The sequence below is a fragment of the Acetobacter pasteurianus subsp. pasteurianus LMG 1262 = NBRC 106471 genome (genome assembly GCF_000285275.1).
Taxonomy (GTDB): domain Bacteria; phylum Pseudomonadota; class Alphaproteobacteria; order Acetobacterales; family Acetobacteraceae; genus Acetobacter; species Acetobacter pasteurianus.
In genome coordinates this window covers 1-15,726 of the sequence record NZ_CADO01000007.1, presented here as the reverse complement: position 1 = coordinate 15,726, position 15,726 = coordinate 1, and the positions used below count along the sequence as shown (strand labels likewise).

12 protein-coding genes, 3 pseudogenes and 1 riboswitch are annotated in these 15,726 nt (G+C 52.1%); of the genes and pseudogenes, 6 read left to right on the top strand and 9 right to left on the bottom strand.

What is annotated here, in order from left to right; genetic code table 11:
* Positions 1-109: 109 nt before the first annotated feature.
* Positions 110-189, bottom strand: a riboswitch (SAM riboswitch).
* Positions 190-283: 94 nt separating this feature from the next.
* Positions 284-1,783 carry a mannose-1-phosphate guanylyltransferase/mannose-6-phosphate isomerase gene (locus APA10_RS02630; RefSeq protein ID WP_003630069.1) on the top strand — a complete coding sequence of 500 codons (1,500 nt, stop codon included), beginning with the start codon at positions 284-286 and terminating at the stop codon, positions 1,781-1,783.
* A gap of 45 nt (positions 1,784-1,828) precedes the next feature.
* Here APA10_RS02630 and mutT read toward each other — a convergent pair whose 3' ends face one another.
* From mutT to APA10_RS02615, 3 genes are all read right to left on the bottom strand, one after another.
* Positions 1,829-2,821, bottom strand: coding sequence for an 8-oxo-dGTP diphosphatase MutT (gene mutT / locus APA10_RS15490; protein WP_003630070.1), 993 nt, complete (start codon positions 2,819-2,821; stop codon positions 1,829-1,831).
* On the bottom strand, positions 2,814-3,932 hold the full coding sequence (locus tag APA10_RS02620) for an aromatic ring-hydroxylating oxygenase subunit alpha (protein WP_003624538.1): 1,119 nt from the start codon (positions 3,930-3,932) through the stop codon (positions 2,814-2,816). The genes mutT and APA10_RS02620 overlap by 8 nt, the downstream gene beginning before the upstream one ends.
* A 116-nt stretch (positions 3,933-4,048) precedes the next feature.
* Positions 4,049-4,918, bottom strand: coding sequence for an ATP-binding protein (locus APA10_RS02615; protein ID WP_003630072.1), 870 nt, complete (start codon positions 4,916-4,918; stop codon positions 4,049-4,051).
* Between the two features lie 148 nt (positions 4,919-5,066).
* Between APA10_RS02615 and yajC the strand changes: the two genes are divergently transcribed.
* A complete protein-coding gene (yajC, locus tag APA10_RS02610) occupies positions 5,067-5,432 on the top strand; it encodes a preprotein translocase subunit YajC (protein WP_014457073.1) in 366 nt (121 codons plus the stop codon).
* A 27-nt stretch (positions 5,433-5,459) separates the two neighbouring features.
* On the opposite strand, the gene APA10_RS02605 is transcribed toward yajC, so the two are convergent.
* The gene (locus tag APA10_RS02605; protein WP_003630075.1) at positions 5,460-7,730 is read right to left on the bottom strand and encodes a primosomal protein N'; all 2,271 of its coding nucleotides are present in this window, start codon (positions 7,728-7,730) and stop codon (positions 5,460-5,462) included.
* A gap of 83 nt (positions 7,731-7,813) precedes the next feature.
* On the opposite strand from APA10_RS02605, the gene APA10_RS02600 reads away from it, so the two are divergent.
* The 3 genes from APA10_RS02600 to APA10_RS02590 are packed head-to-tail and all read left to right on the top strand — an operon-like array spanning position 7,814 to position 10,687.
* On the top strand, positions 7,814-8,761 hold the full coding sequence (locus APA10_RS02600) for a tyrosine recombinase XerC (RefSeq protein ID WP_003624534.1): 948 nt from the start codon (positions 7,814-7,816) through the stop codon (positions 8,759-8,761).
* A gap of 7 nt (positions 8,762-8,768) precedes the next feature.
* Positions 8,769-9,755, top strand: a complete 987-nt coding sequence (gene pip, locus APA10_RS02595; protein WP_003630076.1) for a prolyl aminopeptidase — start codon at positions 8,769-8,771, stop codon at positions 9,753-9,755.
* On the top strand, positions 9,752-10,687 hold the full coding sequence (locus tag APA10_RS02590) for a retropepsin-like aspartic protease (protein WP_035365926.1): 936 nt from the start codon (positions 9,752-9,754) through the stop codon (positions 10,685-10,687). The genes pip and APA10_RS02590 overlap by 4 nt, the downstream gene beginning before the upstream one ends.
* A gap of 54 nt (positions 10,688-10,741) precedes the next feature.
* On the opposite strand, the gene APA10_RS02585 is transcribed toward APA10_RS02590, so the two are convergent.
* The 3 genes and pseudogenes from APA10_RS02585 to APA10_RS14400 all read right to left on the bottom strand — a co-directional run.
* Entirely contained in the window at positions 10,742-11,269 is a 528-nt protein-coding gene (locus tag APA10_RS02585; protein WP_174714342.1) for a hypothetical protein, read from the bottom strand.
* A gap of 132 nt (positions 11,270-11,401) precedes the next feature.
* Complete coding sequence (locus APA10_RS02580; protein ID WP_050923507.1) at positions 11,402-12,781, bottom strand: ammonium transporter; 1,380 nt, start codon at positions 12,779-12,781, stop codon at positions 11,402-11,404.
* A 296-nt stretch (positions 12,782-13,077) separates the two neighbouring features.
* Positions 13,078-13,239: pseudogene (locus tag APA10_RS14400) on the bottom strand (IS3 family transposase); the annotation flags it as partial.
* 149 nt (positions 13,240-13,388) lie between these two features.
* On the opposite strand from APA10_RS14400, the pseudogene APA10_RS15325 reads away from it, so the two are divergent.
* A pseudogene (locus APA10_RS15325) lies at positions 13,389-13,769 on the top strand (type IIL restriction-modification enzyme MmeI); the annotation flags it as partial.
* Here the strand turns inward: APA10_RS15325 and APA10_RS15320 are convergent.
* Both APA10_RS15320 and APA10_RS02570 read right to left on the bottom strand, forming a co-directional pair.
* Positions 13,754-13,939, bottom strand: a pseudogene (locus tag APA10_RS15320) (transposase); the annotation flags it as partial. The pseudogenes APA10_RS15325 and APA10_RS15320 sit on opposite strands and share 16 nt — an antisense overlap.
* A 100-nt stretch (positions 13,940-14,039) precedes the next feature.
* Positions 14,040-15,404, bottom strand: a complete 1,365-nt coding sequence (locus APA10_RS02570; RefSeq protein ID WP_035366805.1) for a glycosyltransferase — start codon at positions 15,402-15,404, stop codon at positions 14,040-14,042.
* Positions 15,405-15,726: the final 322 nt, after the last annotated feature.

Below are 15,726 nucleotides of genomic sequence, written 5' to 3'. Positions count from 1 at the left end.
GGTCTTTGTATCCGGTTCTGGCGTGTCAGACCAAGCAGCAGACAGGCCCATGTGCCTGCCAGAGCAGCTCAATCTCTTAAATTGACCGTGGAAACCATGACAGCCGGCCAAATGCCGTGTCAGAGCCTCTTTAGCGCGTTTCTTTTACCTCGCCGCAAGCCGGCCTTACAAATCACGAGGGCAGGGCTCAACACCTTGCTGGCAAGCAGGGTAAGCCCGGATATTGGCTATCGTCAAGTTCTGTGCATGCAGCCTTCACAAAACAGGCTTGCGGTGATTTAACTTGGACGAATATTTCAAAAATCTGATGGATTTATGCATGTCCGGCAAGAAAGAAACAGCCACTTCTGTTCATGTAGCCAATGCGCAGGAGGTTGTGCCCGTTATTCTTTCTGGCGGTTCTGGCAGCCGCCTGTGGCCGGTTTCACGCGGGAGCTACCCCAAGCAGTTCTGGCCGCTGCTAACAGAAAAAACCCTGTTGCAGGAAACAGCCCTGCGTGGCGTGGCAGCCAAGCTGTGCGGCCCGGTTGTGATCTGCAATGCAGAACATCGTTTTATTATAGCGGAACAGTTGCGCGATGTAGGCGTGCAGGATGCGCGCATTGTGCTGGAACCTGTGGGCCGTAATTCTGCCCCGGCCATTGCAGCAGCTGCTTTTGTGGCAGCGGAAAAAGACCCGGATGCCGTATTGTGGGTTATGGCCGCAGATGCCGCCATAACGGATGCGCAGCGTTTGTATAAGGCATTGGAAAGTGCTGTTCAGGCAGCCCAGGCCGGATACGTCGTCACATTCGGTATGAAGCCCTCCCGCCCGGAAACAGGGTACGGATATATAGAGGAAGGCGCACTACTGCCGGGCCTTTCTGGTGTATGCCGCGTAGCCCGGTTTGTTGAAAAGCCGGATGTGCAAACAGCGCATCGGTTTTTGGAAAGCGGCAAGTATTTGTGGAATTCGGGCATGTTTGTTGCGCGTGCCAGTACGTTTTTACATGAACTCCAAAAATACGAACCCGAATTATATGAATGCGTACGTCAAGCTGTAGAAAAACGTCAGACAGACATGGATTTTGAACGTCTGGATGTAGAGAGTTTTAAAAAGTCCCCTGACATTTCAGTTGATTATGCAGTGGCAGAACGCACGGATAAAGCGGCTGTGGTACCTGCTGATTTTGGGTGGTCCGATATCGGAAGCTGGGATTCCTTATGGGAACTCAGCGCAAAGGATGAAAACGCCAACGCGGTTTACGGCAACGTAATGCTGGAGGATGTGCACAATTCTTACATTCGCACAGATGGCACGCTGACCGTAGCACTGGGTGTTGAAAATCTGACCATTGTGGTGACTCAGGATGCCGTAATGGTTGCGCATAAGGATAGGGCGCAGGATGTTAAAAATATTGTCCAGCGCCTGAAAGCGGAAGGCCGCACAGAAGCAACAGATCATGCCCGCACATATCGTCCATGGGGGTTTTATGAGGGCCTCACGCAGGGAGACCGCTTTCAGGTTAAGCGCATTGTGGTGAACCCGGCGCAGAAGCTTTCTTTGCAAAAGCATTTCCATCGCTCGGAGCACTGGGTGGTGGTGGAAGGTACCGCACTTGTAACCCGTGGAGATGAAGAAATTCTCGTGCGGGAGAATGAAAGCGTTTACCTGCCCGTTGGTATGCTGCATCGGCTGGCAAATCCCGGCCGTATCCCGCTTACGCTTATTGAAGTGCAGTCTGGCCCCTATCTGGGGGAAGACGATATTGTGCGTGTGCAAGATTTGTATAGCCGACAGTAGGCATGACTGGCGGCTTATAAAAGGCGAAATCTGTTTTGGATATTTTTAAAGCAATGCCTGAAGCAGCGGAATAAATGGCAGGTCGGCTTCGGGCATGGGGTATTTGCGCAGATCTTGCGGCGTAACCCATGCCAGCTTCTGCCCTTCCTTGGGGATGGGCGTGCCTTGCCAGCGCCGACAGACATAAAGTGGCATTAGCAGATTAAATGTTGGGTAAGAATGGGATGCAAAGGTAAACGGCGCCAAACAGGCGCGGGACATATCAAGCCCCAGTTCTTCGTGCAGTTCGCGCACCAAAGCGGCTTCTGGTGTTTCCCCGGTTTCTATTTTGCCACCCGGAAATTCCCATAGGCCTGCCATGCTTTTCCCTTCCGGGCGGCGGGCGAGCAAAATGCGGCCTTGTGTATCAATAAGTGCTGCGGCGGAAACCAGAACCAGCTTTTTGGGGGTAGAGGGTGTGGGAACTGATGTTGATGCGCGGCGTGCATCCTGCATGTGGCGCGTGGTTTCAAAAACCAGCATAGGCTGTTCGCTCCCGCGGGAAGCAAAAACCTGCTTGTCTGTTCCGATTTGCTGAAAACCAACATGTTCCAGCACGCGGGCAGAGGCAATGTTATCTACCGCCACATGTGCGCGGATACTGGAAATTTCCAGATGCGCCAGCGCCCAACTGGTAACGCGTTCGGCAGCGCGCGTGGCAATGCCTTGCCCCCAGTAGGGGCGGCCAATCCAATACCCCAACATGCCAATGCGTGCAGAATTGGCTGGGGTTTGAATACCCAAGCCAATACAGCCAATAAAAGTGCCATCCTTATCCAGAATGGCAAAATGATACCCTTCACCTTTTTGCTGCATCTGCTGTGTGGAAGCTATCCAGCTATCTGCCAGTTCTCGCGGGTACGGAAAAGGCAGACGGCTGAGCATCCGCACCACTTCCCAGTCATTCACCAGATGGTGGAGGGCAGGGGCATCCTGCGCACAGAGAGGGCGCAGGTGATAGGGTGGGGCTTCCAGTTCGGTCGGGGCAGTATCAGGCATTGGGGTTAGGCGTCTGCGCTGGTTCTGGAGGAATGCCGCATTCGGTCAGAAGCTCACGCAGGGCGTTGATAACGGGAAAAACTTCTACGTTGTGGTCACCACCCAGCTCGCGCCACGCATTCTGCTCCAGTTCCACAATTTCGCGGTCTTCGGCAAAAATACGGTTGGTAAAGGCCACAAGGAAAGGCCATGCGATATCCAACAAACTACCAATTTTGGGCCGTTTAACGGAAAGCAGGCCAAAAGTGCGGTTGGTCAGTTCATCTGCGCTTTGTGGCACATAAACAATCCACAAATCCATCACCGGGTCTTCATCTCCGGTCTGGATACGCAGGGTTTGATACGGATATTCCGTACGAATGGTCATGACATCGCGATGCTGGAACTTTTCCGAAGAATCGCGGCGTTCACCAAAAATCAGGGCTTCACCAAAAGGCTGTTTGCCGCTGGTACGGGCAAAGCTGTAGCGGGCTTCTACCAGCTTTGGCTCACGCTTCTGGCCCAAAAAGCGCGGCTTCATCTGCCCCATCTGTTTGGAGTGCATGAACTGATGATTCATATCCATCAGGTTTTCATGCATGAAGCTGTAATGGCACCCAATGGTGGTGCCAAAGTAACGGGTTTTGTAGGCCGGGTTGCTGGCACGGGCCAGATGTGCGGGCAGGGGCACAGTGTCTGCTTTTTCCGGATCACCGGGGAAAACAAAGATCATGCCGTCCTGTTCCCGGCAGGGGAAGGTGCGTACGCCGTTAGGAAGTTTGCCCTTGCCCAGATAGGGCACATCAATGCATCGGCCAGACCGGCCATAGGCCCAGCCATGATAGCAGCATTTAACAGAGGCACCTTCTACCGTGCCTTTGCTGAGCGGCACCTGCCGGTGAGCGCAGCGGTCTTCCAGCGCAAACACGGGACCTGCATCCGGGCGCACCAAGGCAATAGGTGTGCCAGCATAGCGCGTGCCAATGGTTTTGCCAGGCTTAAGCTCCCGAGACCAAGCAACAGGGTACCAGTAGTCCGGGTTGGATCTGACGCGCCGCAGATCTATTTTACCCTTTCTGGCTTCAACAGCCAGTTCTTGGGTGGAGGAATCGGTCTGAGCGGTCTGATCCATTTCGCCTCAAATCACAAAGAATACCTGTGCGGCGCCGTTTTGATGCCGCTGTTGCGAATGCTATCTCAACTCATCGTGACGCAAGAAGCAAGACAGGAGCGCATGGCTGACAGAAATTAATGTTCTGCCAGCTCTGCCGTCAGGTCCTCAATAAACTGGAAAGCCACACGTCCGGAGCGGCTTCCGCGTGTAATTGCCCACTCATTGGCGCGGGCCATCAGGTCCTCGTCAGCAATGGGCAGGTTACGTGCACGCGCATAGCTTTGCACCATGTCTGCAAACGTATCCTGTTCACAAGCATAAAAACCAAGCCAGATGCCAAACCGGTCTGAAAGCGAGACTTTTTCTTCTGTGGCTTCGGAGGGATTGATGGCGGTTGAGCGTTCATTTTCAATCATATCGCGCGGCATCAGGTGGCGGCGGTTGGATGTGGCGTAGAACAGAACATTTTCTGGCCGCCCGGCAATACCGCCATCCAGAACGGATTTCAGGGCTTTATAATCCCGGTCCTCTTTTTCAAAGGACAGATCATCGCAGAACAGAATAAAGCGGCGCGAGTTTTCCCGCAGCAGGCTGAGCAGCAGTGGCAGGGTTGCCAGATCTTCGCGCTGAATTTCAATCAGGGCGATTGCCCCTTTGCCGGGGGCACACGGTTTGCCATCAACCTGATTGGCCAAGGCATGCGCGCCTTTTACCAATGAGGATTTGCCCATGCCACGAGCACCCCAGAGCATGGCGTTATTGGCGGGCAGGCCACGGGCAAAGTGTTCTGTGTTTTCAATCAGGATCTTGCGTTGCAGATCCACCCCGCGCAGCAGATCAACCGGCACATGTGCAACATGTGGCACAGGCAGCAAGCGCCCGCGTTCTGGCAGCCAGACAAAGGCATCGGCGGTATCCACACCTTCCAGCGTGGCTGGTGGAGGAGAAAGCCGCTCCAGAGCAGAGGCAATGCGTTCCAGAACAGGGAGTGTCGGTGTATCCATCTGGGTATCTATCCTGTTTGTCGCCGGTCGTTGGTTATAAAATTACGGGCCGTAAGGCGTTTTCATCCGCGCAGGTGCTTGACGCACGAGGATTGAAAATTATGGTCACTTTCTCTGTTTTCGCAACACGCCTTTCAGGAAAGTCTGCTTGATGTCCAATTTCCTTATTCCCGCCGCCTACGCCCAGAGTGCCGGAGGTGCCGGTGGGGGCTCTAGCCTGATGTCCTTCCTGCCGTTTGTGGCTGTTTTTGCGATTATGTATTTTTTGCTGATCCGCCCGCAGCAAAAGCAGCAGAAGCAGCTTAAGGCAGAACTGAAAGCCCTCCGCCGTGGGGACCGTATTGTAACGGCTGGTGGCGTTGTAGGTATTGTTCAGCGCGCCAAGGAAGATTCGGAAGAAGTGGAAGTGGAAATTGCACCAAACGTGCGTGTTATGGTGCTGCGCGGCACAATTTCTACAGTGCTGACCAGCACCGCCAAGCCCGCAAACGATACAGCAACCGCAAAAAAGTAAGCTTTCCCCGCTTAATGTGCAGAAACGTCAGAGAAAGGAAACGGGGTCTATATCTACGTCCACTTTGGCGTTTCTGCTCAGATTTACCATCCCCAGCCAACGGCGCAGGATAGGTTGCACCGCAATATTGCGGTGTGTGCGCAAGAGCAGCCGCCTACGGTGGCGCCCACGCAATACGGCCAGCGGTGCTGGGGCCGGGCCAAGCACCTGTATGCCCTCTCCATAAGGGGCAGTGTGGCCCAGTTGGGCGGCGGCTTCATCTGCGGCAACAGGTGTATCTGCACTTACAATTAAAGCGGCCAATCGCCCGTAAGGGGGCCAAAACCCCGGTTTACGCTGTGCGGCCTCCTGCTGCATGAAGGCATCAAAATCCCCCGAAAGCAGTGCCTGCATTACCGGATGTTCAGGCGCATAGCTTTGCAGAATAACCCGCCCGGGGGAGGACGCACGGCCTGCACGGCCTGCTACCTGATGCAAAAGCTGGATGGTACGTTCCCCAGCCCGCAAATCTGCCCCGCCAAGCCCAAGGTCTGCATCCACCACACCTACAAGCGTGAGATGTGGAAAGTGCCACCCTTTGGCAACAATCTGTGTGCCAATAATCAGGTCCACTTCCCGGCGCGAGATTTTGGCAACGGCTTCTGCTGTGGCGGCGGGGCCGCCAAGTGTATCGCTAGACATCACCAGCAAACGGGCATCGGGGAACAGTTGCCGTGCTTCTTCCGTAATGCGTTCAATCCCCGGGCCTATGGCGGTCAGGCTGTGGTCTGATCCGCATTGCGGGCAGGTGGGGGGCATGGGTTCTGTGTGATCGCAATAGTGGCAGGAGAGCACCTTACGGTTACGGTGTTCCACCAGCCACGCCGTGCAATGTGGGCACTCCATACGGTGCCCGCAGGATCGGCAAAGTGTCAGAGGTGCATAGCCGCGCCGGTTGAGAAACAGCATAACCTGCTCCTGCCGTTCCAGCGTGGCGCCAATATCTTCCACCAGTTCGGGGGAGAGAAAAAGCCCTCTGGGTGGGGGATGATCGCGCAAATCCAGCACGCGGGTTTCTGGCAATTCTGCCCCTCCGTGCCGGGTGGGCAGAACAAGATGCCGATACCGGCCAGCTTCTACGTTTGCCAGTGTTTCCAGGCTGGGTGTGGCGGAAACCACAACAACAGGAAAACGTGCCAGCCGTCCACGCACCACGGCCATATCTCGCGCATTGTAGATCACGCCTTCTTCCTGCTTGAACAGGGCTTCGTGCTCTTCATCCACAATAATCAGGCCGAGATTATGGAAGGGCAGAAACAGGGCGGAGCGGGCCCCCACAATGACAGAGGCAGAACCATCTGCGGCTCCAAGCCACGTAAGCCTGCGGGCACGTTGCCCGATTTCGGAGTGCCATACAGCAGGTTGCACGCCAAAGCGGCGGGAAAAACGTTCCATCCATTGGGCGGAAAGTGCAATTTCGGGCAGAAGAATAAGGACTTGTTTGCCTTGTTCCAGACATTCGGCAATGGCTTCCAGATAGATTTCTGTTTTGCCAGAGCCGGTGACCCCTTCCAGCAGGGTTACGGAAAAACGATTTTCCGTAACAGTTTGGCGTAAGGCCACAGCGGCAGTTTGCTGCTCACCTTCCAGCACGGGTGGGTTATAGTGGGCATCAGGCTGGCCAAATGGGCGCTCTGGCCCCAAGGAAACAGGGCGTAGCACGCCTGCATTGGCAAGCCCCTTTACCACGCCAGCACTTACACTTGTGGCATTGGTAATATCTGTGGTGGTGCGGTGGTTGCCATCTGCCAGAAGGTCCAGCACCTTTTGGCGTGCAGGGGTAAGGCGCAGAGCTTCCAGATCAGGGTTTTCTGCCAAGGCCCATCCCATTGTGGGGGTAGGGGCTGCGCGCATATGCAACCGTAAGGTCATGGCCAGCACCATACCCGGAGGGGTAAGCGTGTAGGCAGCGACCCAATCTATGAACTGGCGCAGTTCTGCAGATAAAGGCGGCAGATCAAGCCGGCAGACCACAGGGCGCAGGCGTGCCGCATCCACCTTTTTCTCTGTGGCTGGTGGGGCCAGATCGGCGGGAAGTGAAGATCTTGCATCCCATACCACACCGGTTTCCTGCCGCTTCCCCAGTGGGGCGACAACGATATCACCGGGTTGCAAATCCATATCTACTGGGGCGCGGTAATCAAAAGGTCCGGCAAAAGGCATGGGCAGCAGCACGGAAATGCGTGTGGTGCTGCAAGCCCTGGCCGTTAAGTTGCCAGAATCTTGCATAGGTATATTGGGGAAGGGTTTCTGCGCCATCAGGATTTGGTTGTAATGCTGCCCACAAGGAAAGAACAGGGGAGAAAGAGCGCATCAAGCTTTCTGCCCGATAGAGGAAGATCATGACTGCTGAAGAAGCTGTTCAGAAATTTCTGGAGTGGATGGCTGTGGAAAAACAGGCATCTCCCCTGACAATTGAGGCCTATCAAGGCGATCTGGCCCGTTTTTTGGGGTTTATGACTACGCATCTGGATGGCCTGCCGGATATGATCGGCTTGGGCTTGATAAGCCTGCGGGATTTTCGTGCATGGCTGGCTTATGAACAAGCCGAGGCCAGCAAACCAACAGCCCGCAAAACCTCATCAGATCAGGCTACCCGCACACGTGCACGCCGTGTTTCTGCCGTGCGGTCGTTCTTTAAGTATCTGGCGCGCAGGCAGGGGGTAGAAAACCCGGCTATCCAGTTACTCAGCACACCGCGCACCAAAAAGCCTCTGCCGCGCCCGTTGGCCAAAGATCAGGCTCTGGCTGCTCCGGAAGATATTTCTGATCTGGCACATACGCCCATGGAGCAGCAGCGAGATGCCGCATTGTTTCTGCTTTTATATGGGTGCGGATTGCGTATTTCCGAAGCTTTGAATCTGAATATTGCTGATCTGGATGTCATGCGCAGCAGCAATGTACTGCGTATTTTGGGCAAAGGCGGCAAGGAACGGCTTGTGCCAGTGCTGCCTGTTGTGCAGCAGGCGCTGGAAGCGTGGCGCACACGCCATCCAGCCCCAACGCCGGATGCCCCTTTGTTTGTAGGAATAAGAGGCAAGCGCCTCCAACCTGCTATCGCCCAGAAAGCCATGCGGGAATGGCGGCATCTTTCCGGCTTGCCAGATTACGTAACACCCCACGCGCTACGCCATTCCTTTGCAACCCATCTGATGGAAGGTGGGGCAGATTTACGCGTTATTCAGGAGTTGCTGGGCCATGCCAGTCTCTCCACCACACAGCGTTACACACTGGCAGATGAGGCCCGCTTGCTGGATGTCTGGACGCGGGCGCATCCGCGTGCACAATGAGGCCAGAATGCAAAATAAGGAACACACCGGCATGATACAGGCGTTGCGTGCACCGTGGCCCGAAATCGAACCCTCTGCCCATGGTTATCTGGATACGGGGGAAGGGCATCAGATCTATTGGGAGCAGTGCGGCAACCCGGATGGTGTGCCGGTTGTGTTCCTGCACGGTGGACCGGGTGGGGGGTGTTCACCCTCCCAACGGCGGCTGTTTGATCCGGCACGTTACCGCATTGTGCTGTTTGACCAGCGCGGATGTGGCCGTTCGCGCCCTCATGCTTCGTTGGAAGCAAACACAACATGGCATCTGGTTGCAGATATTGAACGCCTGCGTGAAATGTGCGGGGTAGAGAAATGGGCCGTCTTTGGTGGCTCATGGGGTTCTACATTGGCGCTGGCTTATGCCGAAACACATCCAGACTGCGTAACTGCGCTGATGCTTCGTGGTATCTTTACCCTGCGGCGGGCGGAACTGCTGTGGTATTATCAGGAAGGTGCTTCCTGGCTGTTCCCTGATAAGTGGGAGGACTTTCTGGCACCGATTCCACCCGCAGAGCGTGGGGATATGATGGCGGCATACCGCAAGCGCCTGACATCTGATGATCCTGCTGTTCGTCTGGAAGCGGCCCGGGCCTGGAGCTTGTGGGAAGGGCGCACATTAACCTTGCTGCCATGCCCGGAAATGGAAGTGCAGCATGATGAAGCCGATTACGCGCTCGCATTCTCCCGCATTGAAAACCATTACTTTGTGCACGGCGGTTGGCTAGAAGAAGGCCAGCTTATTCGGGATGTCGGGCGCATCCGCCATATCCCCACAGTGATTGTGCAGGGGCGCTACGATATGGCAACACCAGTCCGCACAGCGTGGGATTTGCACAAAGCATGGCCGGAAGCCGATTTCCAGTTAATTGACGCCGCAGGCCATGCGTTGTTTGAGCCCGGTATTTTAACGGCGTTGCTGAATGCGACAGACCGCTTTGCGCGGGAGTTGGCATGAAACGCCAAATAATTGCGTGCGCCCTTATAATAGGTGGCGGGGCCAGTGTGTCGCTTGGTGGTATTTCCGCAGCTTATGCCGCAGATGGATGCCATAAGCTGGTAGCACGGGTGGCGTTGCGGAATGATCAGGGCTTTCTGAACATTCCTGTCAGCGTGAATGGTCATGCTGTCAGCATGATTGTGGATACAGGGTCGGAGGGGAGCCTTATCTCACCAGAGGCCGCCTCACTTTTTGCTGCCCAGCGGGATAAAAGCGTGCACACGGTTGTGCGGGGCACCGGGGGGATTGGGCGGATTGTACCCAATGCGATCGTAAGATCCTTCCGTGCGCAGAATGTTGAATTTGGCCCTGTTTCCATTCCGGTAGATACATTGCCCGCAGTGCCTCAAACCGAGCCTGAAGTAGAGGGCCTTATGGGGGGAGATCTGCTCTCCCGCTATGATGTGGAATTCAATGTCGCGGGAGGAACACTGTCTTTCTGGTCTGCCAATTCAGCAGAGTGTAATGGGCCGGAAGGGTGGCGTTACATTTATCGTGCGGTGCCGTTGCAGGCAGCAGGCCAGCGGGTGGTGGCGGAAGTTACGCTGGATGGCACAAAGCTGAAGGCGCTGGTGGATAGCGGGGCACGATCCCGCATTGTCTCAATAGGTGCGGCTGAGCGTATTGGTGTTTCTCGCCAAGCTTTGGCGGCTGATCCGGGTGGAATGACAACCGGGGTAGATGGGCACCAGCAGATTTATCACTGGCACAAGTTTCATCTGTTCCAGATTGGGCAGGAACAGGAAAAATCTCCGGTTCTTACGGTTGCTCCCGTGCATGACACCGTAGATATGCTTTTGGGATCAGACTGGTTTGCCGCGCATCGTGTCTGGATATCTTATCGCACACATACACTGTATGTGATGCCAGCACCGCAGGCGCACCGTTAATATAAAAAACAAGAGGCAGAAGAAGATGATTTCTCCTGCCTCCTGGCTCTTAGATTATTCGCCTTTCAGGCGCTTGTTGCATTCGCTGTAATAACCGCCGCCTTTCTGAATCCATTTCATGTTGCCATTGGCATTGCTGGATTTGTTGGTGTGGTATTGATCCAGGCAGGTTTTCATGCGGGCTTTACCAGCGCTGAGCTTGGAATACTGGGGATCGACCGCAGAAGGGAAGGTCGCGCCAGAAGCACTTACAGCAGCAGGTGCAGCCGGTTTGGCAGCTTCTGGTGCGGTTTCTGCTGGTTTGCTGGCGGCGGCTGGAGCTGTTTCTGCCGTTGTGGCATCACAGTTGGCGGCTTTAAATGCTTTAAATGTCTGGCCGTTAAGCGTATTTTCCGCTTTGGCTTCCTTGAATTTGGCGTGGCACTCCTTGGCCGTCAGTGCATGGGCGCTAGGAGCGGCAAGAGCAGTTGCGCAACCAAGCAGTAATGCAGCCAAGCCGGTGCGTGCAGAAAAGTTCATAAAATAAAACCTCATGCAAAGGGGCGAATCAAAAAACGACCCGATGCCGTTTTTCACTCCCATAAATAATAGTATCGCAAACTGTGGCAGCGAAATGAATGGGGGATGCTATTTTTATAAGAAAAACAAAACCCCCTCCCGAATAGACGGGAGAGGGCTTTGCATAACTGGTAGAGCCTAAAGTGTTTGGAAGGATTAGTCGTTAATACGTTCCCCATGCAGGGACATATCCAGACCTTCCAGTTCTTCATCCGGTGTAACGCGTAGGCCGATAACCAGATCAACCACTTTCAGGATAATGAAGGATACAACAGCACACCATACAATGGTCACCAGCACGGCTTCTGACTGAACAATAAGCTGATGCACCGACCCCGTAATGCCGGAGGGATTTGAATCTGTTGCAGAAAGCGGACCATAGGCAAACAGGCCGGTCAGCAGCGCACCAACAATACCGCCTACGCCATGCACGCCAAAGGCATCCAAGCTGTCATCATAGCCCATCATGTGCTTCAGGGATGTGGCACCCCAGTAGCAGACAACGCCTGTAATCAGGCCGATAATCAGCGCGCTGCCCGGCAGCACAAAACCAGCGGCAGGAGTGATGGCAACCAGACCACCAACAGCACCAGAAATGACACCTAGCACAGTTGGTTTGCCCGAACGCAGCCATTCAATCAGCATCCAGGATACGCCAGCACCAGCAGCAGCAATCTGGGTGGCAGCCATGGCCATGCCTGCGCGCCCATTGGCACCCACAGCAGAACCAGCATTGAAGCCAAACCAGCCAACCCACAGCAGGGAAGCACCGATAACGGCATATGTCAGATTGAAGGGAGAGAGATCATCCTGCCCGTAACCTTTGCGACGGCCCAGCACCAGAGCGCACACCAAACCTGCAACACCCGCGTTGATATGCACGACTGTGCCACCGGCAAAGTCTGCCGTGCCAAGGCCACCCAGCCAACCAATAGGGCTCCAGACCCAATGGGCGATAGGGGCATACACAATGAGAGACCAGATGATGGAGAACACGCACATGGCGCTGAACTTCATGCGTTCAGCATAGGCACCGGAGATTAGGGCCGGGGTGATGATGGCGAATGTCATCTGGAACATCATGAAGATGCTCTCAGGAATGGTCATTGTCGTGGCGTTGGGGGAATCTGCGCCAAGGGTAAAGCCGATATCCGCACCATTGTGAATGTTGGCGCCAATACCGTTCAGGAACATACGGCCCAATCCGCCAATCCACGGAGACCCAGTGGTGAAGGCGAGGGAGTATCCAGCAACCATCCAGACAATGGAGATAATGCAGCACAGCGCAAAGGACTGCATAAGCGTTGCCAGCACGTTTTTCTTACGTACCATGCCTGCATAAAACAGGGCCAGACCAGGGATTGTCATCATCAGCACAAGGGCGGTGCTGACCAACATCCATGCTGTATCACCGGTATCGATAGCTGGTGCATTATCAGCCGCATGGGCTGATAAAATTGGCACAGACCAAGATAAAGCAGCGCCCCCTAAGATGAGGAGGGGGCGGCGTAAAAACTTGGAACGATGTTGTATCATTGCAGCGTTACACTCCTAATAGGTGGCGGACGATCCCAAGATGAAATGGCCTTGTGTTTTAGGTATGTAATTATGCGGTTTTCAAAGCTTGCAGGCAATAACATATCGTGTTCGGAATAAATTATTTTTACGTCTGGAGCATGTAAGCTTCAAGCGGCAATAACATTTTGGGTAACACGCGATAGCGTGTGGGGCAGACAGATGGACTGATCGAAAAACCGTTAAATGATGTCTTGTGCGGCTTTTCGCGATGGACTGAATTGCCCCGGGTTTTGTGGAGACGTTTTTTATCTGAACTAAGCGGCTAATGCATGTGATTTCTGTTGCACATAAAAGCGTGCTTCAGCTTCTGCTGGCGGGATGTTTCCAATGGAGAACAGGAGCCGCCGATTATTGAACCAGTTGACCCATTTAAGCGTTGTCAGTTCAACAGCTTCCTTATTTTTCCATGGTCCCTGCCACAGTTCGCGGTTCTCTCGCTCCAGTTGCCTGATCTTCTCCCGATCAGGCGGGCTGCACGTTCACGAAACTCAGGTGGAAAACGCTTCGATTGGTTACTTATGACTATACTTCTACCTCACGGGTCGTTCTATCTCCACAAAACCCGGGGCAATTCATTAATAATCTGTTTACCAGAACCCTCCAGACCATGACAGAAGAGGCTACGGATCAGATGCATGATATCATGGCTGAACTGTTCCAGACGATGGATTTGGGTACGCGCAATGACGATCGTGAAAAGTGCGGGGTTAATTTTTGGGCTAGGGATTTTCCGTATGTAAACGGAAATCTGTTCTTTGGAGCAACGGATTGCCCGAAACTCAGTAAACTGTCCGTACCTACCTGCTGCGTGCCGGTGAGGTGAACTGGGCCCAGATTAACCCCGATATCTTCGGGTCCATGATCTAGGTAGTTGCGGATGAAGGGGAGGCGCGGTGTAGTGCATCTGAAGATGCACTACACCAGTGTGCCCAATATCCGCCAACTGCAACCTGAATGAACAAGATAGCGAACCGCGTTGATCTCTTCACGGAATTTGACCTCCCGTGGACGATCACGACGCCAAGGGCTTGGCATCAACGGTAAACAATCTGCTCCCATTCTTCGTCCGTCATGTTAGGACGTATAGCGTTTCGTCTTGCGGCTAATCTTGGCCATCCGGCCGAATTTACAAACAGGCTCTTAGAACTCTCCAACTGGTCTTCCGTAAAACGACTGCGTTTCATTCGTCCATATTTTTCTCGATCAGACTCTACTTTTAAATGGTTGCATTTGCGGTGGGCGCGTCAAGGCTTAAATATTCCGTATATTTACGTATTAGCTCTACTCGTGATTCAAAATTACCGAGACCTCCATTAAAATGGGCAAATCCCACCAGTGGTATATTAGCGAAATTTTCATTAGCAGCATGCGATACATACTGAGTGAGTATTTCGACATCAAAAAGATTAGGAAAATGAGCCATCAGAACATAGTTCAGATTGGGTTGATCTAGAGTTTCTAAAACATGCTTCTCTCTAGTCATTTTTACTTTTTGAGAGTGAAGCATGGACTGAACAACAGTAAAAAGTAATTCTTTTGCTATTTCTATAGACTTGAACAGAAAAATACCTGAGTTTATTCCATAATCCATTAATTTGTAATCTTGCCCTACTTCGTGCCAATGTATACCACCAAACCAAGGAGAGGCAGTATTAAGATTCCATTCTATACTAAATAAAATTTTATCTGTCTCCATAGCACTATGGAAAATTTTATTTACGTCGTTGTTTATAATTATATCACAGTCTATGTACATGATTGGAGAATATTTCTTCATTATCGGCAGATTGTCGACCATGTACCTAGATATCGTAAAATCGAAAAAATCATAAGCATTTGCTTGTTGCAAATGTATTCTATTCAAATATGGCTGTAGTTTTTCACAAAATGTAATTTTTTCCCGATCTGTTATAACTAATATATCACCAATGAAATTGCCAAATTTAAATAAAGAATAAATAGATTCTTCCATACAAGAAATTATATCTTCATTCCCAAAACATGAGTAATATGCTAATGGCCTAAAAGATTCTATAATAAACAATCCTAAACCTTCTCTAGGCAGTATCAACTTATTCATGCCAACTTTTTTGGCATTGATAATACTTTTTAAATCAAAACAATAAGTATCAAATTTAATATTTTTATGGTCATATTCTAATTTTTCTGGAGGGATATATGTATTTTTTCCTTGAATATAAACCCCATTTTTAAAAGCTTCGCGTATTATTCTTAAATTATCTTCGTCAATCAGATAAAAGCGCTCCCATTCTCCGCAAAAATGTTGAACAAAAAGAGACGTTGTATTGGATGAAACAAACCCACCATTGATAGAAAAACAAATTTCATTCTTCCCGCAATAGTTCACTTCTATTGGGAAACATCCCGGATGGTCAGATAATAAAATTTTTTTATTATAAGCTGAAAAAAAATACTCGTCCCCACAAAAGAAAAATTTTTCCTTATCTACAAAAATTGGTATGAATTCATCATTAATATTATATAATTTTATATCTTTGTAGTTACTTTTATTATCTACAGCGCCAAGAACTTGAAGGTGGCAGTTTATTATTACATGCATTGTTACACTCCTATTTAACATTATTCAATATAGAACTAATTTTACAGGAATAGAAGTCTCTGTTTTATGGCGACGAGGAGGGTTTGAAGAACCGTTGATTGATTTCCCACTCGCCTGATTTCAGGTTTTTGTCGTGTTGATCACTAGTTCCTGGACCTGATTTTCTCCCGATCAGGCGGGCCACTTACCGCAGGGGCATTGGCCCGCTCATGCAGACGGGTCCATTTTGACAGCGTGTCAGGGTGAATATCCAGCTTTGGCGCAATCATGACGCGGATTTCTTCTGTGGTTACCGTCCGTTATGCAAGAGTTTTCTGACCCA